The following is a 21,774-nucleotide window of genomic DNA, read 5'->3' on the forward strand; positions in this document are numbered from 1 at the left end:
TTACAATATAATGGATTTAAGGAACACACTGCGCCGTGAGACGCAACATAGCACTACCGATATTGCCCCGGCTCAGGCGGACGCAACGCGGATTTCGCCGTCTGCGTCCACAGTTATGCAACAGTCGCTGTACTCGAACGTTACCGATCCCCCGGATCGGACGCCGTTCGCGTTCGGTTCGAAGAGTCGGTCGAGTGCGTCGGCGTTGATCGCGTAGTGAAGTGGATCGAGTTCGGTGACATCGATGTCCAGAAACGTCGCGACGGCGCCTGCAACGGCGACGCTGAGCGGTTCGTCGTCGAGTCGATCGAACTGTACAATGTAGGCTTCCGATTCGAGCGATGAAGTGGTGTTAGCCATTGATAGAATCCCCATCCCGTTGAGAGACATCCCACCATTTGAGAGACGCTGTAAAGTGATTGACTGTTAACTGTATAATCAACTGTCCCGAGTGGTAGTTAACTGTTTAACCACCATCGAACTCTACCGCATTCTCGAACAGCGCAGCGAAGAGTTTCCGCTCGACGATCCGAACGTGATTGTGGAACGCAGGCGGCGAGATCTCGAGTGACTCGGCGAGTTCTTCGCCGGTCGTTGCCCGGGGCCACTCGAAGAACCCGCCGTAGTATGCGGTCTGGACGACCTCTCGCTGGCGATCGGTGATCGGCTCGAGCAGGGCCGTCCGACACCGTCCATCGAGTCTCGTCCGCTCGTCCGGTGCGTGTTCCCGGCGGGCAACCATCGACGCCGCGAGGCCGTGGTGGTCGATCGCAGCCAGCACTTCGCGAATCTCGACCGCCGCTGGCACCTCGATGATGGCCCGGCTCTCCTCCCCGTCGGTCGCAAACGCCCGCACGGTCGCTCCTCGCCCCTCCACGATCGACCCGAAAAACGGCTCGCTAATGTGGAGTTGTAACAGGGTATTCTCACCGCTGCCGACACTCGAAACGCCGTCGAAACCGTCCACCGCCGCGACCGCGTCGTCCGCGAGGGCCGCGTCGATCGATCTGTCCGCGGCAACGAATACGATCGTCGCACCGTCGGATCGAGACATCGCCCCCTCGAACGTCAGCGACGTCTCGAGGCGGGCCGCGAGCCGACAGAGTGCTGACCGGCCCTCGAGTTCGAGTTCGATCTCGGCTCGCTCGTCGTTTTCTATTGCGTTCTTGCGCTTGACAGTGTCTATGGCGTACGCGATGTGTTCTCCGAGTTCCGCGAGCGTCGATCGAAGCGTCTCGTCGAAGGCATCCCGCTCGGTGCCGTAGATCGACAGGACGCCGTAGAGAAACCCATCGTAGACGAGGGGAACGGCGAACGCTGACTGGAGATTTCGCGAGAGTGCCTTCGCCCGCCAGTCGCCGTCCCGAACCGCATCCGCGATGTTCTCGACGACGGTCGGACTCCGCGTTCGGGCGCTCCGGCCGGCGGGTTCGGCTGCGGTGTCGTCGACCGTCGTGACCGTCACCGAATCGAGATAGCCCCGATCGAGCCCCGCCTGCGATCGCGGGCGAACCTGGTTGCCGCTCGGGTCCGGCTCTCCGATCCAGGCCAGCGAGCACGCATCGAGTGCAGCCAGTCGGTCGCAGATGCCCGCTTCGATTTCGTTTCGGGAGTCGGCCATCAAGAGGAGCTGTTCGATATCCTGTCGCACCTGGTTCGCGTGGTTCAGTCGCTCGAGGTCGGTGTTCTGGCGTTCGAGTTCGCGTTCGCGGTCGTACAGTCGCCGCGTCCGCCCGATCCGATCGAGTGCGGACGTTGCCGTCGTCGCGAACAATTTCGCGAGTTCGACGGTCCGTTCGTCGTAGGCGTCTGACTCGCCGGAGACCGCGACGAGAACGCCGTGATCGCCAAGCGACACGTAGAGTCCACTCTCTACGTCCGGCGCGGCGAACTCGCGGGCCGGACAGTCGTCGGGATCGTCGCCATCGATCCCGCGGCCGTCGTCGTCACTGCCACCGGAGAAAACGGCCGCCCCGCCGGCGACGAACGTCTCCCAGAGCGGTCCCTCGTCGGGGTCGAGCCGTGGCGGCGAGCCGACCGTCGTCTCGAACCCCGCGGACGAGGCGATCGGAACGAGTTCGTTGTGGTGCTCGTCGAATCCGTAGATCGCGCTGTCGAGGTCGAGTACGTCGGTCGAAACGTCGACGATGTACTCGCAGGCGGCCTGTTCGGAGTCGACCGTGAGCAGATGACTGGTCGCGTCGTGGAGGGCGTTCAGCGCGTGTTGGTACTGAACGCGGTCGGTAACGTCGATCGAGACGCCGATGACGCGATCGACCGTGCCGTTCTGTCTCACCGGCCGATACCACGAGTCGAAAACGCGCCCGCGGAATCGTCGCTGGTTGTGGACAGGCGTGCCCTTGAGGGCCGATCGCAGGTCCTCGCAGATCCCCGGGTAAGACTCGAAAACAGAGATAAACGACTGCCCAGTAAGCTCCTCCGAGTCGAGATCGACGGTTTCGAGGCCGCGTCCCTCCGAGAGCGTAATCGTTCCGTCGTCGTCGATGACGGTGTGGATAATCGGTGCGTGATCGACCAGCGTCTGCAACCGTTCGGTTCGCTCTCTCAGTTCCCGATTTCGTTCGATCCGGTCGGTAATGTCGCTGAAGTACACGGAGAGACCGGTCGCGGATGGGTACGCGCTAATCTCCATCCAGATTTCGAGCGACTCGGAGTAGCGCTCCCACGACACCGGCCGCTGTCGGGTCAGTGCATCCTGAAATCGATCGTACAGCTCCGATCGAGCGCCGTGAGGAAACAGCTCTCGGACGTCGTTTCCGAGTAGTTCCGCCCGTGAGTGGCCGAGCAGTTCCTCGGCTCGCTCGTTGACGTAGGTGAACCGCCACTCGGTGTCGAGCGCGTAGAACGCGTCGGTCACGCGCTCGAGGATGTCTCGAGCGCGGTCGCCGTCCCGACCGACGGCCAGTCGCTCCGATCGCCGGATCGTCCGCCGAAGTCGGTGAGCGAGCAGTCCGGAATCCTCGATCGCACTCGCCGGGAGCACCTCGTCGGCACCATCCCCGAGGAGGTCCGCCACCACGTGGCCGCACTCGGGATTGGTGACGAACACGGTCGGCGTCCCGTCGATCGACGAAAGGACCGTCCGGCGATCCGTCAACACGCAGTCTGCGGACTCGAGTTCGGCGTCTTCGAGGGTCTCGAACGGACCCTCGATCGTCACACCATCGATCGACGTGGCGATACGTCGAGTCCAGTCTCCGGTACCGACGGCGAGTGCAGTAACGGGAGTCGACGCAGAACCCGCGAGACCGCTGTCCATACCATCTGTGAGGGGCCTCGACACAAAAACCTCGCGTCGATCTCGGCGGTGTAGCTCCCTCGAGCGCAGCGCAAGCGCCCGTAGCGGTCGGATGCGGTCGGCAGTCGACGCTCGATCGGAGCGGGGACCGACCGCGATCAGTCGGACTCGGTCGTCAACGGCTGATGTCTCGCCCGGTACCCGTCGTCGGCGTCGAGCGGTTCGATTTCGGCAACCTCCCGAAAGCGCACGTTCCGCTCCATCTTCGTGATGACCGCGGTGTCGTAATACTCGGCCTCGTAGGACGGCTCGTTCCCCGCCTCGCGGCGGTCAGCGACGAACTCGCGGTGTCGTTCGAGTCGCGTCCGACCGATCGATCGCGAAAGCGCCTCGATGTCCCTAATGCGATCGTCGAACACCTCGCGAAACGCGGGCTCGAGTTCGTATCCGATCGAATTGCGGCCGGCACAGAGTGCCGCCAGCGAGGTGGTTCCCGTCCCCCAGAACGGATCGAGGACGGTGTCGCCGTACGTCGAGTACATACAGCACAGCCGGTAGGGAATCGAAATCGGATACGCCGCCGATCGCTCCCGAAGGCCGTCTTCAACCGACTCGCGTTCGATGGCCTGGAGTTCCCCCTGCACGTCGGTCCAGACGTCGGAGAACCAGCGGTTGCGCTCCTCCCAGAAGTACGCGGCCTCGTACCGGCGATCGGCTCGCGGCTCGAACTGGCGACTCCGGCTTCCGTTCCGGAAGATGAGAACGTACTCGTGTTCCAGCGTGACGTAGGCATTCGGCGGGAGCGTCCCGCTCCCCATGAACTTCGCTGCACTGTTTGCCGGCTTGCGCCAGAGGATATCCGGCAACGGATCGAACCCGCGCTCCGCGAACGCGTCGATGATACGGGCGTGATTCGGGTACACGCGAAAACTGCCGTCGATCGATCGCGTGGCGTCCCCGACGTTGATACAGGCGATCCCCCCGTCGACGAGGACGCGATCGAGTTCGTCCCAGACGCGATCGAGCTGGGCGTGCATCGCCTCGAACGCCGCTCGCCCATCCCCGGCCGCTACCGCCTCGCCGATCGCGGGATCGAGATCTGCAAACAGGTCGTCCCACATTTCGATCATCGGGTACGGCGGAGACGTGACGACGAGTTCGACGGCGTCGTCACCGACCTCCGACAGCTCGCGGGCATCACCGACGACAGCGCGGTGGGTCGTCTCCATTGCTCTCACACTGACGGCGTGGTCCCCTTAGTGTTCGCGGTGTCAACCGACGCCGCGAGACGATCGATAGAAAAGGCCCCGTACCAGACGCTCCCAATCGGTCGCCGGCTCGAAAACGCACCTGCTTCAATTCAGGTCATCCGCGGCGTCCGCCTCTCGCTCGCACGTCATCCATCGCGTCTCCGGGTCGTCGCTCTCCTCTGCACGTCGTCCGTCTTCGAGTCAGTCCCGTCCTACTCTTCTTCTTCCGTTTGCTCGTCTTCTCTCTCCTCGTCTCCCGTGTCGACGTCGACGTCCTCCTCGACGCCGAGTTCCTCCTCGACGCCGGACTCGTCCTGACTGGCCTCATCCGTGTCGAGGTTCGTCGCCGGCTCGAACTCTTCGATCGGCTCCCACTCCTCCTCGTCGTCACCGGCGAGGCGACGCCGAAGGAAGACGGCACCGACGATGACCCCGAGCATCAAGAGCGCTCGAGACAGTCGCGAAGACGAGCCATCCGACTCACCGTCGGTCTCCGACACCGACTCCGCCTCGGAGTCGTCACCGCCGAGTTCCTCCCCGACATCTTCGATGATTTCCGGCTCCTGAATCCCCTCTATCGGCATTTCGTCGAGATCACCGGCCTCCCGTCCCGCCAGGAAGCCGATCGCTGCACCCAGACCGAACAGCGCTCCCGCGAGCGGGAGTCGTCGCGCGGTCGACGACTTCGTTCCACCCGACTCTTCGACGGCTTCGAGAATCGACTCTCGTAGCGGGGAATCCATCCCTTTCTCGACTGCTTCTTTCACAACCAGCTCGGATAGCGTCTTGTCCTGTTGCTCCGTCTCGGGCATAATTCGGGACGACCACACCGCCGTATATAATTCTGTCCACCGTTTCGATCGCCCCCCACCTACACGGCGCGTTACACGCCGGCTACCGGGCGGGTGTGGGGCGCTCGCGATGATGGTGGGGGTCTCTCCGAACGGACCGCTCGTCGTACCACGTATCACTCGGGTGACGCGGCGGCGATTGCGTTCGCCAATCAGGACGACCGTCGACGGCCACCTCCGGACTGCCAGTTGCGGCTCTGTGCTGGCCTCGATCGTCCGCGATGGAAGAGCGGTTCCTCGCTGCCCGGTGTCGATCGGGAGTAAACCTCCGGTTTCGAGCGGAGAGGTTGCAACAGTCGATTCGGTTTTCCGTGGCGAAGCCGGCGACGCACGAAGGCCTCGCATAACGAAAACGGTTGCACGAGAACCGGTTCCCATGAGTGTCATCCGCCAGCCGGGAGTGCTCGGTCGCACGACCCGACGAAGAATCGTCGGCGTGACTGCAGCACTCTCCGCGACGGCGGTCGAAACCCTCGCCGTCGGACTCTGGTTCGGACTCGTCGTCGGGTCTCGGACGACGGCGACCGCGCTCGCGGGGCTTGGCATCCTCTTTTGCGGGTCACTCCTCAGAGCCGGCGTCTTCGGGGCGGCGGTCAGCGAAATCGGTGATCTGTTGAAACCCCAACGGCTGTCTGCGGCCCTGCTGTTGACCGGTGGCTGGATCGTCTGGCTCTGGGTCGCGGAACTGATCGGCGCGGTTCCGGGACTCGTCGTTGCCACGATCGTTCTCTTCTGGATATTGATTCTCCAGTTTACCGTCGAACGACGCGTTTTCTCCTCTCGGGACCCCAGACAAGACCTGATCCTCCCGATTGGGTCAGCGCTGTTGCTCGCCACTGGCGCGGCAGCACTGCTCGCGTCGGCCTGGTTCGTCGAGTGGATGCTGGTCTCACCGCCGCTTTCTCTGGGCGTGACGACGATCGTGGTCTGGGTGGATTCGATTCATCTGGGTGTGGTCGTCTTCGTGCTATTCGCCTTTTTAGCACACCAGCGTCGTTTCCAGCAACTACTGGATCCCTGATGGTCGCCGTCAGTACCTGCCGCTTACTTTCCTTCCGCACCCACGTTCTGGTCGCTTTCGAACGAATCCGGATCCGGTTCGATCGTCGCGTACTGGACCGCCCGCCGGCCGAGGGTTGCAACTCGATCTTCGAGTTTCGGATCGACGAACTTCCCACCCTCGAAGGCGGCGTGTGCGTTCGGAATCGCCGCTTCGTGGGGAATCACCCACGCGTTGAGCGATCGACACACCGATCGCATGTGCTCCAGTGCGGTAACGGGAAACGACCCGCCAGCGACCGCCAGCAAGCCGACCGTCTTGTCCGCAAACTCGTCGAACCCGCAGTAATCGAGTGCGGTTTTCAGGGGTGAGGAGTACGAGCCGTGGTACATCGGCGTCCCGAGGACGATCGCATCAGCCTCGCGAACCCGTCTGGCGAGTTCCTCGGCGTCGCCGGCGTCTTCTCTGTCGACGTCCGCGTCGAACAGCGGAAGCTCGAACGTCCGGAGATCGAGCAGTTCGGTGGTCGCTCCCGACCGATCGGCCGCCTCGAGCACCCGGTCGAGTGCGCGTCGAGTGTGACTCTCTTCGCGAAGGCTCCCGCAGAGACCGACGACGTGAATGTCGCTCATAGATCGCCAAAAGGGCGGTACCGGGAAAAACGTACCCGAACGACTGGAGGGGACCGCAACGCGTGTCGACCGCGCCGGTCGATCCGACGAGTCTTTCCTGTCGGCATCCGAACTGATGATCGTGCAGTCGATCGTCTCGGTGTTGCTGACGGAAGCCCTGCCGCGGGTTCTTACCATTACGCTCCTGATCGGTGTCGGCGTCGGTCTCGCGAATCTCGCAGTCGCGTACGGATTGGTCGCCGTCATCGCCCGCGCGGGTCGGTATCTCACCGAACCGGCGAATCTTCCCGACGAAGTGGGGACCGCCGTCCTCACGAACACGCTCTCTGTAACGGCCGGCTACGGGATGCTCGCGGAGTTTCGCGAATCCGGACTACTGGACGATCGCGCCACGCTGATCGCCGTCGTTATCAACACCTTCTTCGGGTTCGTCCAGCACATTTTCACCTACTACGGCCCCGTTCTCGTTCCGATTCTCGGCCTCCAGGTCGGACTCATGTACGTCGGCGCTCGCGCCGGCATCTCGCTTGCCATCACGATCGTCGGACTGGTCGCCGGTGCTCTCCTGCTTCGGGGCTACGAGTACGACGGGAACGCGATCGATCCCGAGGTTCCGGACGACAACCGCGACGAGCCAACGTCCCATCGCGAAAAAGTCCGTCACGCGGCCGAGAAGACCGGGGATCGACTCCGATCGATCGTCCCGCGGCTGGTAATCATTTACTCACTCGTCTTTCTGGCCCTCGAGTACGTCGACCTCGCGGCGATGACGGCCGTCGCCGAGCCGATTACCGCGCTGGTCGGTCTCCCGGGGGCCGCAGTGCCCGTCATCCTCGTCGGGTTCGTCGATCCGACCAGCGCCGCGATCGCGATCGCACCCATGCTCGGCGGCCTCTTTACGCCCGAAGAGGCGGTCATCACCCTGCTCGTCGGGAGCTTACTCTCGCTTACGGTCGGAACCGTCAAGCGATCGATTCCGTTCCAGTACGGCATCTGGGGAGCCGAGTTCGGCACGAAGGTAATCGTCGTCAACGTCGGGCTGAAGGCCGTCTTTATCATCGTCTCGATCGCCGTCTTCCTGCTCGTGTGACTGCGAGCGGGAGCCGTCGCTGTGGGTGCGTTCGAGTCGGAGAATCTGCCGCCGAGCAATTGAAATCCGCGCTCGACGACTACTGTCTCGGTCGAATACCAACCGGAGCGAACTAGTCGCTTTGGGTCTGCCCCTTACCGGACCGAAGGCCGTCCGTTTTCAGTTCGTCCAGCCGATCGCGCATGGAGTCGATTTGCTGGCGCTGTTCGCCAACCGTCGCGCCGACCAGCGCGCCGACGGCCGCGCCGGTACTCGCTGCGTTTCGACTGAACAGTCCGCCGACGAACGCGCCGATCGCTGCACCGGTCGCCGCGTAGCGGGCGCGGTTCAGGATGTAGGTTACTCGTTCGAGCATGTGTCGATATTCGTGACTGAAAGGGATAAATGTACGTTATCGACTCAAAATCGTAGAGTGAGCTGGGGGATCGGTTCGGGAACCCGCGGGATCTCGGAGCCGTCACCTCCTGCTACCGCTGCAGTCGCGCGATCGGCTCCTCGCTCGCTCGCTCGATGTCGACCAGCCCGTCGCCTTCGAGATCGGAAAGCAGCCCGAGCAGCCACTCGCGACCGTACTCACCGCCGGGCGCGTAATCGACGCGGATGCGGTGGCCGAGCGTGTCGATCGCGAGTTCGTCGTACTCCCGAAGCGTCCCGATCACGCGGCCGCGGAACTGTCGGCGGCTCCCCTCGAAACTCGGCTGGGTGGGTACGTCGGGGGCGGTGAAGTCGCCGGTCTGGTAGGCGCGACACCACTCGCGCCACGGACAGCCGACCTCGTCACAGCGCGGGGTTTGCGTACACGCGACGCCGCCGAGTTCCATGATTGCGTTGTTCCAGACGCGAGACTCGCCGGTGGGCATGAGTTCGTTCGCGGCCGTCTCGAAGGCCGCGTCGTCGTCGGGCACGTCGAACGCGCGGTAGGTGACGCGCTTGACGTTCGTATCCACGACGGCGTCGCCGGTATTGAACGCGAAACTCGCGACTGCGTTCGCGGTGTAGGGACCGACGCCCATCAGCTCCTGAAGTTCCCCAGGAGTTTCCGGAAAGTCGCCGTCGTACGCCGTCTCGACCTGCTCAGCCGCCTCGTGGAGGTACTTCGCCCGGTTGTTGTAGCCGAGACTGTGATCCGTCCAGAACCCCACGACGTCGGCGCGATCGGCCGCGGCGAGATCGGCGGTCGTCGGCCACCGCTCGAGGAACCCCTCCCAGGCCTCGACGACGCGATCGAGTTGGGTTTGCTGGCTCATCACTTCGCTGACGAGGATTTCGTAGGGGTCGTCGGTCTCCCGCCACGGGAACGACCGGTGGTCGTCCTCGTACCACGCGATCAGCGCCTCGCGAACCGCCGCCAGATCGTCTGGGAGCGTCCACTCTGCTGTCTCCTCGTCGCCGACGTCGATCTCGTCCTCGGCGTCGCTCATCGATCGTGCTAGCGAGTGACCCGTCTTACGTCTACTGATACCGATCGCGAGGTCTCGTCGAAAAAAGCGTCACTTGTCGGTTTCTAGTTCTTTCACCACTGTCGCAGGATTTCCCTGCACGACGACCCGATCGGGAACGTCCTCGGTGACGACCGCTCCCGACCCGACCACCGTATTCTCGCCAATCGTGACACCGGGGTTGATCACCGCCTGGCCGCCGATCCAGACGTTATCCCCGATGGTGACCGGTTTGCCGTACTCCGGACCCCTAATTCGTTCGCGGGCGTTGAGCGGGTGGGTTGCCGTGTAGATGTGGACGCCGGGGCCGAGCATACAGTTGTGTCCGATGTCCACGCGACACACGTCGAGGATGACACATTCGTAATTCGCAAAGAAACTCTCGCCAAGACGGATGTTGTATCCGTAGTCACAGCGAAACGGCGGCTCAATGGTACACTCCTCACCACGCGAGCCGAGGAGGTCGTCTAACAACGATCGTCGGCGGTCGTCCTCGGCCACGGCGGTGTCGTTATACTCGGTCGTGAGTTTTCGCGCCCGCCGTCGCTCCGCGACGAGTTCGGGGTCGTACGGGTCGTATAGCTCCCCCTGGAGCATTTTTTCTTTCTCACTGTCCATAGCCGCCACTGACTGTCCAATCTGATAACCGTTTCCGAAGAGACGCCGACGGGACGCGTCGGAGATCGTCACCGATCGCTCGAAAAGGCTATCCGATCGGCTGAACTCGGCTTGCGTATGAGCCTCGACGACCTCACCGACGACGTACAGCAGTCATACTCCGGCATCGACGAGGAACTGACCGTCTCGCTCGATCGAGAGACGCGCAACGAACTCGCCCTGCTCGAGGCGGCGCTCGACCCCGAAGACACCGACGAACTCGTCCGCCGAGCGATACACCTGCTCTTTCAGACGACGGTCGACACCGGCAAACTCGACTTTCAGCTGCGATCGAGCTACGACGTCACCTACGACGAGTACCTTTCGGGGATGACCTTCGAGGAGATGACCGGTGCGGACCAGTATCCGACGATGGACGACGAACGACGCTACCAGTTCTAACCGTTTCGCCCACCCGAAGCCGTCGGCCCCCCGATTGCCGTCCCGACAGGCGGCGTCTCTCGCGTCCTCCATCGATTCGACTCGCAGACCGATTCGACTTCCGAAACGCGAGAGTCACTCCACTCCCAGAGCCAGAAAGAGACCGATCGAACTCCCCATCGAGACCCCGATTCGCTCGAATGCTCCGAACGTCCGTAGACAATATAGACCTATATAGAAGACATAGTACGGTATTTAGTCCGTCGCGAACGTCCAACAGGTAATGAGTGACGAGACGACCGAACGGCCCGGCGGACTCAAACGGTTCTTCAGCTCGATGACGCCCGGAAACGGTCGATTCACCGCAAATACCGTCCGCAAATCGAACGCCACAGCGACCGAGATGGCTTCGACGGATGGTAAATCAGAGGCGGTTTCGAGCGAAACCGCGAACGCGGCGGCCGCAGAATCGTCGTTGTCGGACAGCGTCGATATGGCCACCGACGACGCTCCGCTTGGCTCCCCCCGCGTCGACGATGCGGTTATCCAGGCCCGCGACCTCGACGTGTTCTACGGCGAGACCCAGGCACTCAACAAGATTACCATGGACATTCCCGAGCAAGGAGTGACGGCGCTGATCGGTCCCTCCGGCTGCGGGAAATCCACGTTCCTGCGATCGATCAACCGGATGAACGACCTGATCGATGTCGCCCGCGTCGACGGTGACCTCTACTTCCACGGCAAGAACGTCTACGACGACGATGTCGATCCCGTCGCGCTCCGTCGAAAGATCGGCATGGTCTTCCAGAAGCCTAATCCGTTCCCGAAGAGCATCTTCGACAACGTCGCGTACGGGCTCCGCGTTCAGGGGAAAGACGACGGCGACGTCGAGGAGCAGGTCTACACCGCACTCGAACGCGCCGCGTTGATCGACGAAGTCGAAGACCAGATGGATTCGAGCGGCCTCGATCTCTCCGGTGGCCAACAACAGCGCCTCTGTATCGCTCGTGCGATCGCCACCGACCCCGAAGTTATCCTGATGGACGAACCGGCTTCCGCACTGGACCCCGTTGCGACCTCGAAGATCGAAGACCTCGTCGAGGAACTGGCAGAGGAATACACCGTCGTCATCGTCACCCACAACATGCAACAGGCGGCCCGCATCTCCGATAAGACCGCCGTCTTCCTTACCGGCGGCCACCTCGTCGAGTTCGACGACACCAGTAAAATCTTCGAGAACCCCGAAAGCGATCGGGTCGAGGACTACATCACCGGCAAGTTCGGATAATCCGAGTCGTTCGCGACGATCGATTCGATCGTCCGTCCGGCGACCCGTCGGTTGGTCGCCCTCTGGGTACCACTTCATCGAGTCGCCGCCCCGCAGTGCGATACTGTCGCTCAACCGACACTGTTCGTGGTTCTCGCTCACTCCGTTGCTCACGGGTCACTGCTCGCGGTTCCCGCTGGTCACCGCTCGCTATCGTGGTTCTCGCTCACTTCGTTGCTCGCGGTTCCCGCTGGTCACCGCTCGCTATCGTGGTTCTCGCTCACTTCGTTCGCTCCGACCCACGCTCGCTCCGACCCACGCTCCCCTCGTGCGATCGGGTGTGTAGTGACGGTCAGTGGCAACGATAACTCGAGATCCGGAGAACCCGGTGGGTTCAAGACGGTGCTCGATACAGGACCACCATGTTACGATCGTTCGACGGGATGGAACCACAGGTCGCTGACTCCGCGTACGTCGACGAGGCCGCGGTCGTCATCGGCGACGTCATCATCGAAGACGACGCGAGCGTCTGGCCGAACACCACGCTTCGAGGCGATCACGGAACGATCGTCGTCGGCGAGGGGGCCAACGTCCAGGATAACGCGGTGATGCACGAAGGAGCGGAACTGAAGCCGTACGCGACGATGGGCCACAGCGCGATCGTCCACGACGCGACCGTCGGTGAGCGCGGGCTAGTCGGCATGAACGCCGTCGTTCTCGACGATTCCTACGTCGGAGCGGGATCCGTCGTCGCCGCCGGCAGCGTCGTCACTGAGGGCACCGAGATTCCCCCGTCGACGCTAGTCGTTGGCACGCCAGCCGAACCGAAAGCGGAAATCGACGACCCGCGGCTCGAAGCGACCGCGGAACGGTATATCGAACTCTCGACTCGTCACGACGAAACGTCGGAGCGACTCGACTGAGAACGGGCCACCTCGACGCGCCCGATGTCGCGATCGGTCAGAACGCCGTCGACCGACGCGATCGCCAACGCGGCTGACGAGGGAAACTCTGATACCGGCACCGTCCCAACGAATCGCTATGAGCGACACTTCGTGGACGGACCGGATCGTCGGTGCCCGGATGACCGTCGATCAGGAGTTCTCTTCGCACATCCAGGCCTCCGAGTTTTCGAGCCAACAGTGGAGTCTGATCATGACTGCGACGGAGTTCGAGATCGAGCATCCGGACGATCCCGATCGCGCCCGGATCGTCGCGAACACGGACAAAGTCGAACAGATCATTCCAGAACTCGACAACATGGACGCACAGATGGGAGCGATGGGCGGCCAGCCTGGCGGCTCACAGTCCGGTTCTGGCTCGTCCGGTGGCGGACTCGTCGATTCGATCAAAGGGGCGCTCGGACTCGGTGCCGGGGGCGGCGGTTCCCACGAGAATCAGCTCCGGGCCGCAGAACAACTGACTCAGGAGTACGCCGATCAACTCCAGTCACACCTCGAGTCGAGCGGCCGGTGGGGGTCAGTGCGACAGGTTGCAGCCAACTCCGAAGACGCATAGGTCGATACGCGGGCGGGCCGAGCAGGCTGGTCGTCTAGACTGCTAGACTGCTGTAATCAATTCCCGCCAATCGACGACTCGGTAGGTCGATCGGCGGTACCTACGTACAGTAGTCCGTATCAGACACTCTCCCGAAACATCATCAACTCGCTCGCCTCGTGGTTGGTGATGAGTGCCGTCACCGGTTCGTCGTAGGAGTCCTCCTCGACGCACAGACCATCTAGGCGCTCGATCGTTTCCTCCTCGAGTTCGTCGGTTGGCAGACGTGCCCTTTCGACATCGAAACCGAAAAACGAGCGAAGATGATCGGTTGGCAGTGGCCCCTCGCGTATCGCCCTCAAGCCACAGCACCTTTAGAGGCGGTGCACCACCGTAGTGGTATGAGCGACGACGTAGACACGACGACGATCTCCATCACCACAGACGACGGCTCGACCGACGACGTGACGATTCCCAGCGGACTCCTCGACCTCGTCGCGGAGGGCGACCAGTCCAGTGCCGAGACGATCGGTGACGTAACGCTGCTGTCCTTCGCCAGCCGTGCCCACCACCTCGTCCACCACGGCCAGGATGCTGACGAAGATCTCGAGGCCCAGGAAGCCCGCGTCATGGACCTGTTCGAAGAACGCTTCGGCGTCACCTTCGGCGAAGCGACCGGCCACCAGCACTAACGATCCACTTACGGGCGGCCAACAGATAGCGATCGACTGGGTGCGGTTCAGTTCGATTGCGGTCCATTCGACGAATTACGGGAGCCGCTGCGATGCAGCGATCGAGCTGTCACTAAACGCCCCTTCGGGCGAACCGTCACCGGGACCTCCAGGGCCATCGTTAAGAGGTCCAGACTCGTCATTAGGAGGTCCAGGCACCTCTCCCGGTTCTTCAGCAGGCACCTCTCCCGGTTCTTCAGCAGGTTCCTCGATCGGATCCGTCTCGTCCTCCTCCGGTGTCGCCGGTTCCGCCGTAATCGTCACGGAAGCTTCGTCTGTTTCTGTCGCGACCGTGTGTGTCGACTCGCCCTCAGGCAACGTGACGGAGAACGTCAGTTCGATCAATTCGCCGCCGTCGAGGGAAAGGTCCGTCTCACCGGCGAGTTGCCCGTCGATGCTGTAGGTGACGATTTGTTCCCCTGATAGTTCGCCCGTGTTTTCGATCGTCGCGGTCACGGAGACTGTTTCACCCGGCTCGCCGGTTTCGGGTGCAGACAGCTCACCCACCGTGAACTCGGCGGGCTCCTGTGGGGCGAGTTCGCCGGCCGTCACCGTCTCGGCCGTGAGCACGTCTTCGTAATCGTAGCGACTCATATCGACCGCCCAGACGAGCCGTTCGTCGTCGTCTTCGGGCGTCCACGTCACGGTGAACGTCCCCTCGCCGGACTCGAGTTCTGCGATCGGGTCGTCCTCGGTCGTCCCTTCGACGAACTCGCTGTCGACGAGCAACACCGCGTCGTTCGGGTTCTCGTAGCCCAACGTCACTTCGATCGTGCCGTCCTCGATTGGTTCCGTCTCCTCGACGCTAATTTCGGGGAGTTCTGGTCGGACCTCCGCGATACACTCCTCGGCGTCAGGGTTCGGCGTATCGATCTGGCCAGGTGTCGCGTCCGGCGAGGCAAAGCCGGTGATCGCGGCACCGAAGTCTCCGGCCGGAACTTCGACGATCGCCCCCTCGTCCGTCTCGGTCACGGTAAACTCCTCACCGACCTCGTAGGCGATCGTCCCCTCGAAGGGTGCCGGCAGGTCCTCACCCACGGTTATCGCGTACTCACCCATCGTGTTGCCGAACGAACCCGACTCGTAGAATGCGGTGGCGACGACGATCGTATCGCCGTCCTCGAACGACCCGCTCACGTTCGCCTGTGAACACGTGAGGAACTCGACGCCGAACTCCTCCGCGACTGCGTACTCGATCGTCTCGGTCGCGAGCACTTGCTCGTCTTCGATCGCCACCACGGACACCTCGAGGGTGGCGTCGTCCTCGAGTGCGGGATCGAGTTCGATCGACTCGTTTGCGCTCGGTTCGTCAGCCTCGAACGGCTCGCTCTCGCCGCGTTGCTCGCCGTCTTCGTCGGTGGCGACGAGTGCGTACTCGACGGACGCATTCGCCTCGTCGACGACCAGCGATTCGCCGTCTCCCTCCTGGTCGAACACCGACAGCGTCGCCTCCGGGTCGGGCTCTGGCTCGTCGATCGTGTACTCGATCGTCTCCGTCGCAAGCGCCTCGCCGTCCGGCCCGAGGACTGCAACCTCGACGGCCGTGTCCGCCTCGATCGGCGGCTCGAGATCGAGATCGACCGCCTCGATCGACTCGTTCGCCTCGAACGGCTCGCTTTCGATCGACTCGCCGTCGTAGGTTGCCTCGAGCGTGTACTCGACCGACGCGCGTGCCTCGTCGATCGTCAGCGTCTCGCCATCGCCGTCCTGATCGCTGACCGACAGCGATACGTCGAGGTCATCGACCCCATCGGTTTCGTCGGTTTCGTCGGTTTCGTCGGTTTCGTCGATCGCCACGAACGCCGTGTCGAGCACCGGCGACCCACCCTGAGTCACGTACGGCTGATCCTCCTCGCCGTCGGTCGCCGCGTACTCGAAGGTCTGATCGCCGGTCGTATCCTGATGGACCGCGACGACGATCTGTCGGTCGTCCGCGATCGGTTCGTCGAGTTCGATCTCGACGGTCTGGCTCTCACCAGGGTCGAGGAACGCCGAGACGCCGCGAACGGCGTCCGGATCGAGATCGACGTCGCTTCCGTCGTAGACGGCCACGAAGCCGCCCTCCGAGAGGTCGACCTCGTCGACGACCACTTGCTCGCCGTCGCTCTCCTGATCCTCGACTGTGACGGTCGCCGTCCCCTCGAACGCGTCTATCTCGTCGAGTTGCTCTTCGGACTCGGCCGTCGCGAACTGCCGGAGTTCGGTCTCGTCGGCCGTCCCCTCGTCGACGGCGAAGGCGGCCGTCTCGGAGGCCGTCTCCTGGGCCAGAATCTGGAGTTGCGTGACGCTGATCCGCTGTTCCTGGATCACGCGGGCCGTCTCCTGACTCGCGCCGAATGCGGCGATCTGGATCTGTTCGATCGTCGCCGTCTGAGACTGGACGAGGACGCCGCCCGCGGTCCCTTCCGCGAGTTTCTGGACCTGCGTCACGGACACGACCTGGGTCTGAACGACGGCCCCCTGACCGGCCCCGAGCGCAGCGGCCTGGATCTGCTCGACCGCGACGATCTGGCGCTGGACCGCCGCCTCGATCGCTCCCTTCGAGGAACCGACTGCGGCGGCCTGGATTTGCGTGACCGACACCGCCTGTTGCTGGACGAGGACGCCCTGAGACGCCCCGTCAGCCGCGGCTTGGATCTGCTCGACGGTCGCCTCCTGACTCTGGATGATCGCCCCCTTGGACGCGCCGAAGGCGGCCTCCTGAATCTGCGTAATCGTGATCCGCTGAATCTGGACGATGTCGATCGTCTGGACCTGCTTCATCGTCCCCGCTGCGGCCCCGCGTGCTGCGGCCTGCGTCTGCTCGACCGTCACCGTCTGGCGCTGGACGAGCGCACCCGACGCCCCTCCCTGTGCTGCCTTCTGGACCTGTTTGATCGTCACCTCCTGACGCTGCTCGACGGTGATGCCCTGATCCTGCACGAGTGCCGCCTCGGTGCTTCCCTCGAGTGCCCCCGCGGATCCGCCCGCGGCGGCGTTTTCGACGTGTTCGAGCGTCACCTGCTGGCGCTGCTCGACGGTGATCTTCTGGTACTGCTCGAGAACGCCATAAGCCGCTCCCTGTGCTGCCTCCTGAATCTTCGGAATCTCGTCAATAGCCTGCTCGCCGGCCTCGCTCGCCGCCCCCGCCGCAGCCCCGCGAGTGGCCACCTGAATCTGCTCGACGGTCACGCGCTGGGACTGTGCGATCGCGCCGTGTGTCGCCCCCCACGTTGCGGCCTGCATCTGGCTCGCCTCGACAGTCTGGGACTGGGCCAGCGCGCCGTCAGTCGCGCCGCCGACCGCGGCCTGCACCTGCTCGACTTCGACGCGCTGTTCCTGTATCAGCGCCCCGTGGACCGCTCCCGTCGTCGCCTGCTGGACCTGTTCGGCCGACGCCTCCTGATGTTGTGCGGCCGACTCGCGGGCCCCCTCGATCGCGGCGGCTTCCTGCTCCTGGGTCACCTCGATGCCCTGAGTCTGGAGGAGGTCGAGACCGTCTTCCACTCCTGTCTCGACGGCGTCTTCTTGCTCCTGGGCGAGTGACACCGCCGCGTCGTTTGCGACGGAGTTCGAATCGGTCGGTGACGCGGACCCCGTCGTCACCAGCCTCGGCGCTATTTCACCGCCTCTCAGATCGGCCTCGCTTGCCCCGGCAGCCGTCTCCCGATCGAATTCGTCGTCGATCGTGCCGTCGGTTCCGAACCCACCAGTGACGGAAAGTGTGACGGCGCTCGTTGCCACGATGACGACGATGAGAACCGTCAGCCCGATCGTGCCAGCTCGCCGGTTCGTCACGGCTGCCTCCGTCGGTTTTCGGCGTTGATTCGCTCCGCCAGAGCTGCCCAGAACGGACTCGTTGCCGGTTGAGAGACCCCTCGACAGACCGTAGTCAGCTGATCGGCCGCCGCCGCGTTTCCGGTTCGGTACCCCCCACACTCGAGAGTCGCGCTGCTCGCTCGCATCTCTCCCTCTGGGAGGGGGCGAGCGTTTAAGCGCGCCGTTCGTTTCAGTTGCCTCACGGACACAACCGGGTATTACCCGAATCGGCGGTAGTACCCGGATCGACCGTTTTTGTTGACCGATCGTCGTGGCCCCCGTTGCTCTGCTCGTCTCGCCCACGGATCGCTACGCGACGAGTGATCGAATCCCGAGTATTCACTACATCTAGGAGGTATCCGGCTATTTCGGCAGGCCGCGTCGGACCCGCGTCCGGACAGCGCGAACTGCTAGAACGGCAGCACCGCGTCGTCTAACACCCGTGACCGAACCCGGTCCCGCTCGTAAACCGAAGTATTGATCCCGGTTAACGGGCGAGGACTGGTATGGAAACAGATCAGAATACCGTCGATCTGGTCGGCGGGGAAACCGTTCGATCGATCGCTCGGGCGGCGCTGCTGGCGGCGTTGATGGGTGCTGCCGCGATTATCACGATCCCGTATCCGCTGTCTCCGGCACCGGTGACGCTACAGGTACTCGTCGTCTTCCTTGCCGGACTGTATCTCGGCCCGCTCTGGGGCGGGATCTCGATCGGACTGTACCTCGCCGCCGGCGCGGTCGGCGCGCCGGTATTTTCCGGCATGACGGGCGGTCCCGGCGTGTTGCTCTCGGAGCCGACCGCCGGCTTTCTGTGGTCGTTCCCGATCGCCGCGGTGGTAATCGGGGGGCTCGTCCACCGGCAGCGTTCGCCTCGCGATCCCGCGGATGTCGCGTTGCCGATCGTCGTCGCGAGCCTGCTCGTCGGACTCGTACTCATTTACGCGGGCGGGGTCGCCTGGTTCGCCTGGCTCGTCGAGATGAGCGTCGTCGAAGCGGCCATGGCGGTCGCGATCCCGTTCATTCCCGCCGACCTGCTCAAGATGCTCGCAGCGATCGCGATCGTTCGAAGCGGACAGATCGATCCGGTGTGATCGAGTTCGACGCCGTCTCCTACGCGTTCGAGGACGTTCCCGTACTCGATGACGTGTCGCTGACCATCGACGACGAATTCGTCGTGCTCGCGGGTGCGAACGGTTCCGGCAAGACGACGCTGCTTCGCCACTGTAACGGCCTGCTCGAACCCGACGCTGGCACCGTTCGCGTCGACGGGACGCCAGTTCGAGACGACCTCGTCGGCGCCCGAACGACCGTTGGCATGGTCTTCCAGCACCCTCGCGATCAGTTCGTCGCGTCGACGATCGGAGCCGACGTGGCCTTCGGTCCGGAGAACCTCGGCCTCCCGCGATCGGAGATCGATCGCCGGGTCGACTCCGCGCTCGAGGCGGTCGCCATGGACGGCCGCGAGGACGCCCGAATCGACGCGCTCTCGGGGGGCGAACAGTCCCGCGTCGCGATCGCGGGCGCGCTCGCGATGGAGCCGTCCCACCTCGTGCTCGACGAGCCGTTTACCGGACTCGACGAACCGGCTCGGCGGTCTGTACTCGATCGTCTCGAAGCGCTCGCCGCGGACGGGACCGGCGTCCTCCTCGCGACTCACGACCTGCGGGACGTGCTCTCGCTGGCCGATCGCGTGATCGCGATGGACGACGGCCGCGTCGTCGTGGACCACCCGCCGGCCGTCGCGCGCGATCGGTTGGGAGACCTCCCGGTTCGCGTACCGAAAACCGACTGCAAGCCCGAGTAACCGATGCTGTCGTACGACCCAGACGAGACGATCGCCCACCGCCTCGATCCACGCTCGAAGCTCGCACTGCAGATGGGGTTCGCCGCGACTGCACTCGCCCACACGTCCGTCCGGGCCTTGATCGCGCTGACGGCGTTCGCGGCGATCGTCCTCCTCCTCGCGAGAGTGCCCCTGTGGCGGACGCTCGTCGCCTACCGATTCGCGCTCGTATTCCTCGCGTTCGCTCCGCTGATCGCCGCCGCGACGCTCGGCGCGCCCTGGATCGACCTCGACGCCGGACTCACGTCGGCACGCGCGAGCTACCGCGTGCTGCTCGTGTTGCTCGTCAGCGCGGCGTACGTTCGATCGACACCGGTTCGGGACTCTCGGGCCGCGATTCAGCGGACGATTCCCGGCAAGCCGGGGCAGGTGCTCGGGATCGGCGTCGCGCTCGTCTTCCGATTTCTTCCCGTCCTCCGGGGCGACCTCGCGACGATCCGCGACGCGATGGCCGCCCGCCTCGGACACGAGCGCAGCGCCGTCGATCGCGCCGGGACGATCGGCGTCCGCGGTCTGGCACGCGCGTTCGAGCGGGCCGATCGGCTCGCGCTCGCGCTGCAGGCGCGCTGTTTCGCCTGGAACCCGACGCTGCCGGCGCTGTCGTTCTGTCGACTGGATTATGCCGTCCTCGCGCTCGCGGCACTCTTCGCGCTCTCGGCGCTGTACTGATCACCCGGTGCGGGGCGAGACCCCATTCTCGATAGCGTCGACCAGGTCGACCGCAGCCGTCCGTGACCCGACCCTCGATCGCGCGCCGAGATCATCGCGGTTCGGTTCGGCCGCAGACGTTACGATTCAAACTGGTCAGAAACCGAAAGGCTACTTCCTACGGTCGATAGCTCGGCGCTTGCGTCTGCGACCGCGTCGATTCGATCGGTCGGACGGACGACCTGGAAATCGGAACTGTAGGCAACGAGTCCTCGCGCTTCGAGTTTCGGCAGTCGCGTGTGAACCACGTCGATGTACACGCTCTGTGGGTCTTCGGTTTCGAGTGCGGCGATTCGATCGACGAGCGTTTCGAGGCCGAGCGGGCCGTCCGCGTACACGAGGAGTCGGAGCAGATTCCACGATCGCGTATCGTCTACGAGCGCTGCCAACAGCCGTGCGTCTTCGGAGAACGGTTCGCCCGCCTCCGCTTCGAGTCCCGGCACATCACCGGTTTCGAGGTCCGTAGCGAGGTGTTGCCGTTCGCTTCGAATGCCAACGTACGTCGAGACCAGCGCCCCGCTCAATGCACCCAGAATTATCAACTCGCCCGGTTCGATGACCGTCGCTCCGCTGATCTGTTCGGCGGTGATATAGCCGCCGGCGATCATCGCGCCGACGATCCCTCCGCCGACGCTCCATTTCGAGAGGTTCCATCGATCCGTCAGGGGCAACTGGGTCCGTGCTACCCAGAACCCGCCGTAGACGATAACCGCGGCGGGGACACCGACGAGTACGAATTCGACAGCCCAGACGGTAATCGGCTCCGGATGCGTCACGATGTATCCGAGTCCGATGACCCCTAATCCGGCTCCAACGAGCATAATGAGCAGGGATGGCGCATCGTAACCGCTCGCCGTCGACGCCTGTGTGGGTGAATTTACCATGAGCTTCTGCTTCACGGTTGGTCCCTAATTCTATAACCTTTTTCCAACTTTGTAACTGATTTTCTTGACGAACCAACTATCGATCACGCCGTACCGATCGATCCAGAACCGTCGCCCCGTCGGCGGGGGGCTTCTCGTGTCCGATCGAGTCGGAAACGGAGTCGACTCTCGCGGTCGTGCCGGGTTGTTCCGTGGTCCGAATTCGTAAGCGCTTGCGGTGGTTCTCACGAATTGTTCGTCGCAAAAGCAAGCCGGTGGGGTGGATTGTGAACCACGCCGAGATTGCTCGCGTCACTGCGCATCTCGTCTCGTTCAAATCCCTCGACGGCTGGTGCTGCTCACGTGTTGTTCGCAGCAATAAGCCGGTGGAGGGCTTCTAATCTCAGGTTCAAAGCCATACTTTTATTAGTATCGTGTCCATCGGACTGTTCATGCCGTCGACACCACGCAGCCGGATCGATGCACTTCAAGAGCGTATCACCACCGG

21 protein-coding genes are annotated in these 21,774 nt (G+C 63.5%); 10 read left to right on the forward strand and 11 right to left on the reverse strand.

Annotated elements, in window-relative coordinates; translation table 11 throughout:
• Positions 1 to 72: 72 nt before the first annotated feature.
• The 4 genes from AC6I6L_RS15110 to AC6I6L_RS15125 form a co-directional block, all read right to left on the reverse strand.
• Positions 73 to 360, reverse strand: coding sequence for a HalOD1 output domain-containing protein (locus tag AC6I6L_RS15110; protein ID WP_497918590.1), 288 nt, complete (start codon positions 358 to 360; stop codon positions 73 to 75).
• A 106-nt stretch (positions 361 to 466) separates the two neighbouring features.
• Positions 467 to 3,280, reverse strand: a complete 2,814-nt coding sequence (locus AC6I6L_RS15115) for a GAF domain-containing protein (protein WP_497918591.1) — start codon at positions 3,278 to 3,280, stop codon at positions 467 to 469.
• Positions 3,281 to 3,417: 137 nt separating this feature from the next.
• Positions 3,418 to 4,488, reverse strand: coding sequence for a DNA-methyltransferase (locus AC6I6L_RS15120; protein ID WP_497918592.1), 1,071 nt, complete (start codon positions 4,486 to 4,488; stop codon positions 3,418 to 3,420).
• Between the two features lie 233 nt (positions 4,489 to 4,721).
• Complete coding sequence (locus AC6I6L_RS15125) at positions 4,722 to 5,321, reverse strand: hypothetical protein (RefSeq protein ID WP_497918593.1); 600 nt, start codon at positions 5,319 to 5,321, stop codon at positions 4,722 to 4,724.
• 415 nt (positions 5,322 to 5,736) lie between these two features.
• Here AC6I6L_RS15125 and AC6I6L_RS15130 point away from each other — a divergent pair, with 415 nt between their 5' ends.
• Positions 5,737 to 6,381 carry a hypothetical protein gene (locus tag AC6I6L_RS15130; RefSeq protein ID WP_497918594.1) on the forward strand — a complete coding sequence of 215 codons (645 nt, stop codon included), beginning with the start codon at positions 5,737 to 5,739 and terminating at the stop codon, positions 6,379 to 6,381.
• Between the two features lie 23 nt (positions 6,382 to 6,404).
• On the opposite strand, the gene AC6I6L_RS15135 is transcribed toward AC6I6L_RS15130, so the two are convergent.
• Positions 6,405 to 6,992, reverse strand: a complete 588-nt coding sequence (locus tag AC6I6L_RS15135) for an NADPH-dependent FMN reductase (RefSeq protein WP_497918595.1) — start codon at positions 6,990 to 6,992, stop codon at positions 6,405 to 6,407.
• A 121-nt stretch (positions 6,993 to 7,113) separates the two neighbouring features.
• Here AC6I6L_RS15135 and AC6I6L_RS15140 point away from each other — a divergent pair, with 121 nt between their 5' ends.
• A complete protein-coding gene (locus AC6I6L_RS15140; RefSeq protein ID WP_497918614.1) occupies positions 7,114 to 8,082 on the forward strand; it encodes a nucleoside recognition protein in 969 nt (322 codons plus the stop codon).
• Between the two features lie 112 nt (positions 8,083 to 8,194).
• On the opposite strand, the gene AC6I6L_RS15145 is transcribed toward AC6I6L_RS15140, so the two are convergent.
• The 3 genes from AC6I6L_RS15145 to AC6I6L_RS15155 all read right to left on the reverse strand — a co-directional run bounded on the left by AC6I6L_RS15145 (position 8,195) and on the right by AC6I6L_RS15155 (position 10,139).
• Positions 8,195 to 8,437 carry a YMGG-like glycine zipper-containing protein gene (locus AC6I6L_RS15145; protein ID WP_497918596.1) on the reverse strand — a complete coding sequence of 81 codons (243 nt, stop codon included), beginning with the start codon at positions 8,435 to 8,437 and terminating at the stop codon, positions 8,195 to 8,197.
• Between the two features lie 112 nt (positions 8,438 to 8,549).
• A complete protein-coding gene (locus tag AC6I6L_RS15150) occupies positions 8,550 to 9,503 on the reverse strand; it encodes an HhH-GPD family protein (protein WP_497918597.1) in 954 nt (317 codons plus the stop codon).
• A 69-nt stretch (positions 9,504 to 9,572) separates the two neighbouring features.
• A complete protein-coding gene (locus AC6I6L_RS15155) occupies positions 9,573 to 10,139 on the reverse strand; it encodes a sugar O-acetyltransferase (protein WP_497918598.1) in 567 nt (188 codons plus the stop codon).
• A 117-nt stretch (positions 10,140 to 10,256) separates the two neighbouring features.
• Between AC6I6L_RS15155 and AC6I6L_RS15160 the strand changes: the two genes are divergently transcribed.
• The 4 genes from AC6I6L_RS15160 (at position 10,257) to AC6I6L_RS15175 (ending at position 13,344) form a co-directional block, all read left to right on the forward strand.
• Positions 10,257 to 10,580 carry a ribbon-helix-helix protein gene (locus tag AC6I6L_RS15160; RefSeq protein WP_497918599.1) on the forward strand — a complete coding sequence of 108 codons (324 nt, stop codon included), beginning with the start codon at positions 10,257 to 10,259 and terminating at the stop codon, positions 10,578 to 10,580.
• A 262-nt stretch (positions 10,581 to 10,842) separates the two neighbouring features.
• On the forward strand, positions 10,843 to 11,847 hold the full coding sequence (gene pstB / locus AC6I6L_RS15165) for a phosphate ABC transporter ATP-binding protein PstB (protein ID WP_497918600.1): 1,005 nt from the start codon (positions 10,843 to 10,845) through the stop codon (positions 11,845 to 11,847).
• 401 nt (positions 11,848 to 12,248) lie between these two features.
• A complete protein-coding gene (locus AC6I6L_RS15170; RefSeq protein WP_497918601.1) occupies positions 12,249 to 12,749 on the forward strand; it encodes a gamma carbonic anhydrase family protein in 501 nt (166 codons plus the stop codon).
• Positions 12,750 to 12,867: 118 nt separating this feature from the next.
• On the forward strand, positions 12,868 to 13,344 hold the full coding sequence (locus AC6I6L_RS15175; protein ID WP_497918602.1) for a DUF5799 family protein: 477 nt from the start codon (positions 12,868 to 12,870) through the stop codon (positions 13,342 to 13,344).
• A 119-nt stretch (positions 13,345 to 13,463) separates the two neighbouring features.
• Here the strand turns inward: AC6I6L_RS15175 and AC6I6L_RS15180 are convergent, their stop codons facing one another.
• Positions 13,464 to 13,685, reverse strand: a complete 222-nt coding sequence (locus tag AC6I6L_RS15180) for a DUF7557 family protein (protein ID WP_497918603.1) — start codon at positions 13,683 to 13,685, stop codon at positions 13,464 to 13,466.
• Positions 13,686 to 13,724: 39 nt separating this feature from the next.
• Between AC6I6L_RS15180 and AC6I6L_RS15185 the strand changes: the two genes are divergently transcribed.
• The gene (locus AC6I6L_RS15185) at positions 13,725 to 14,015 is read left to right on the forward strand and encodes a DUF7545 family protein (RefSeq protein WP_497918604.1); all 291 of its coding nucleotides are present in this window, start codon (positions 13,725 to 13,727) and stop codon (positions 14,013 to 14,015) included.
• A 75-nt stretch (positions 14,016 to 14,090) separates the two neighbouring features.
• On the opposite strand, the gene AC6I6L_RS15190 is transcribed toward AC6I6L_RS15185, so the two are convergent.
• Entirely contained in the window at positions 14,091 to 17,831 is a 3,741-nt protein-coding gene (locus tag AC6I6L_RS15190) for a DUF7282 domain-containing protein (RefSeq protein ID WP_497918605.1), read from the reverse strand.
• 527 nt (positions 17,832 to 18,358) lie between these two features.
• On the opposite strand from AC6I6L_RS15190, the gene AC6I6L_RS15195 reads away from it, so the two are divergent.
• The 3 genes from AC6I6L_RS15195 to AC6I6L_RS15205 are packed head-to-tail and all read left to right on the forward strand — an operon-like array spanning position 18,359 to position 20,364.
• On the forward strand, positions 18,359 to 18,943 hold the full coding sequence (locus AC6I6L_RS15195; protein ID WP_497918606.1) for a biotin transporter BioY: 585 nt from the start codon (positions 18,359 to 18,361) through the stop codon (positions 18,941 to 18,943).
• Complete coding sequence (locus AC6I6L_RS15200) at positions 18,940 to 19,656, forward strand: energy-coupling factor ABC transporter ATP-binding protein (RefSeq protein ID WP_497918607.1); 717 nt, start codon at positions 18,940 to 18,942, stop codon at positions 19,654 to 19,656. The genes AC6I6L_RS15195 and AC6I6L_RS15200 overlap by 4 nt, the downstream gene beginning before the upstream one ends.
• Before the next feature lie 3 nt (positions 19,657 to 19,659).
• Positions 19,660 to 20,364 carry an energy-coupling factor transporter transmembrane component T family protein gene (locus tag AC6I6L_RS15205; RefSeq protein ID WP_497918608.1) on the forward strand — a complete coding sequence of 235 codons (705 nt, stop codon included), beginning with the start codon at positions 19,660 to 19,662 and terminating at the stop codon, positions 20,362 to 20,364.
• 119 nt (positions 20,365 to 20,483) lie between these two features.
• On the opposite strand, the gene AC6I6L_RS15210 is transcribed toward AC6I6L_RS15205, so the two are convergent.
• Entirely contained in the window at positions 20,484 to 21,287 is an 804-nt protein-coding gene (locus tag AC6I6L_RS15210) for a DUF7344 domain-containing protein (RefSeq protein WP_497918609.1), read from the reverse strand.
• Between the last annotated feature and the right edge of the window lie 487 nt (positions 21,288 to 21,774).

The sequence above is a fragment of the Halosolutus sp. DAT137 genome, assembly GCF_059736405.1.

Excerpts from the sequence above, each read along its gene's own strand:
- AC6I6L_RS15150 (WP_497918597.1), bottom strand. The coding sequence starts at position 9,503 with ATGAGCGACGCCGAGGACGAGATCGACGTCGGCGACGAGGAGACAGCA.
- AC6I6L_RS15185 (WP_497918604.1), top strand. The coding sequence starts at position 13,725 with ATGAGCGACGACGTAGACACGACGACGATCTCCATCACCACAGACGAC.
- AC6I6L_RS15195 (WP_497918606.1), top strand. The coding sequence starts at position 18,359 with ATGGAAACAGATCAGAATACCGTCGATCTGGTCGGCGGGGAAACCGTT.
- AC6I6L_RS15110 (WP_497918590.1), bottom strand. The coding sequence starts at position 360 with ATGGCTAACACCACTTCATCGCTCGAATCGGAAGCCTACATTGTACAG.
- AC6I6L_RS15145 (WP_497918596.1), bottom strand. The coding sequence starts at position 8,437 with ATGCTCGAACGAGTAACCTACATCCTGAACCGCGCCCGCTACGCGGCG.
- AC6I6L_RS15205 (WP_497918608.1), top strand. The coding sequence starts at position 19,660 with ATGCTGTCGTACGACCCAGACGAGACGATCGCCCACCGCCTCGATCCA.
- AC6I6L_RS15115 (WP_497918591.1), bottom strand. The coding sequence starts at position 3,280 with ATGGACAGCGGTCTCGCGGGTTCTGCGTCGACTCCCGTTACTGCACTC.
- AC6I6L_RS15130 (WP_497918594.1), top strand. The coding sequence starts at position 5,737 with ATGAGTGTCATCCGCCAGCCGGGAGTGCTCGGTCGCACGACCCGACGA.
- AC6I6L_RS15210 (WP_497918609.1), bottom strand. The coding sequence starts at position 21,287 with ATGGTAAATTCACCCACACAGGCGTCGACGGCGAGCGGTTACGATGCG.
- AC6I6L_RS15175 (WP_497918602.1), top strand. The coding sequence starts at position 12,868 with ATGAGCGACACTTCGTGGACGGACCGGATCGTCGGTGCCCGGATGACC.
- AC6I6L_RS15155 (WP_497918598.1), bottom strand. The coding sequence starts at position 10,139 with ATGGACAGTGAGAAAGAAAAAATGCTCCAGGGGGAGCTATACGACCCG.
- AC6I6L_RS15125 (WP_497918593.1), bottom strand. The coding sequence starts at position 5,321 with ATGCCCGAGACGGAGCAACAGGACAAGACGCTATCCGAGCTGGTTGTG.
- AC6I6L_RS15160 (WP_497918599.1), top strand. The coding sequence starts at position 10,257 with ATGAGCCTCGACGACCTCACCGACGACGTACAGCAGTCATACTCCGGC.
- AC6I6L_RS15170 (WP_497918601.1), top strand. The coding sequence starts at position 12,249 with ATGTTACGATCGTTCGACGGGATGGAACCACAGGTCGCTGACTCCGCG.
- AC6I6L_RS15135 (WP_497918595.1), bottom strand. The coding sequence starts at position 6,992 with ATGAGCGACATTCACGTCGTCGGTCTCTGCGGGAGCCTTCGCGAAGAG.
- pstB (WP_497918600.1), top strand. The coding sequence starts at position 10,843 with ATGAGTGACGAGACGACCGAACGGCCCGGCGGACTCAAACGGTTCTTC.
- AC6I6L_RS15120 (WP_497918592.1), bottom strand. The coding sequence starts at position 4,488 with ATGGAGACGACCCACCGCGCTGTCGTCGGTGATGCCCGCGAGCTGTCG.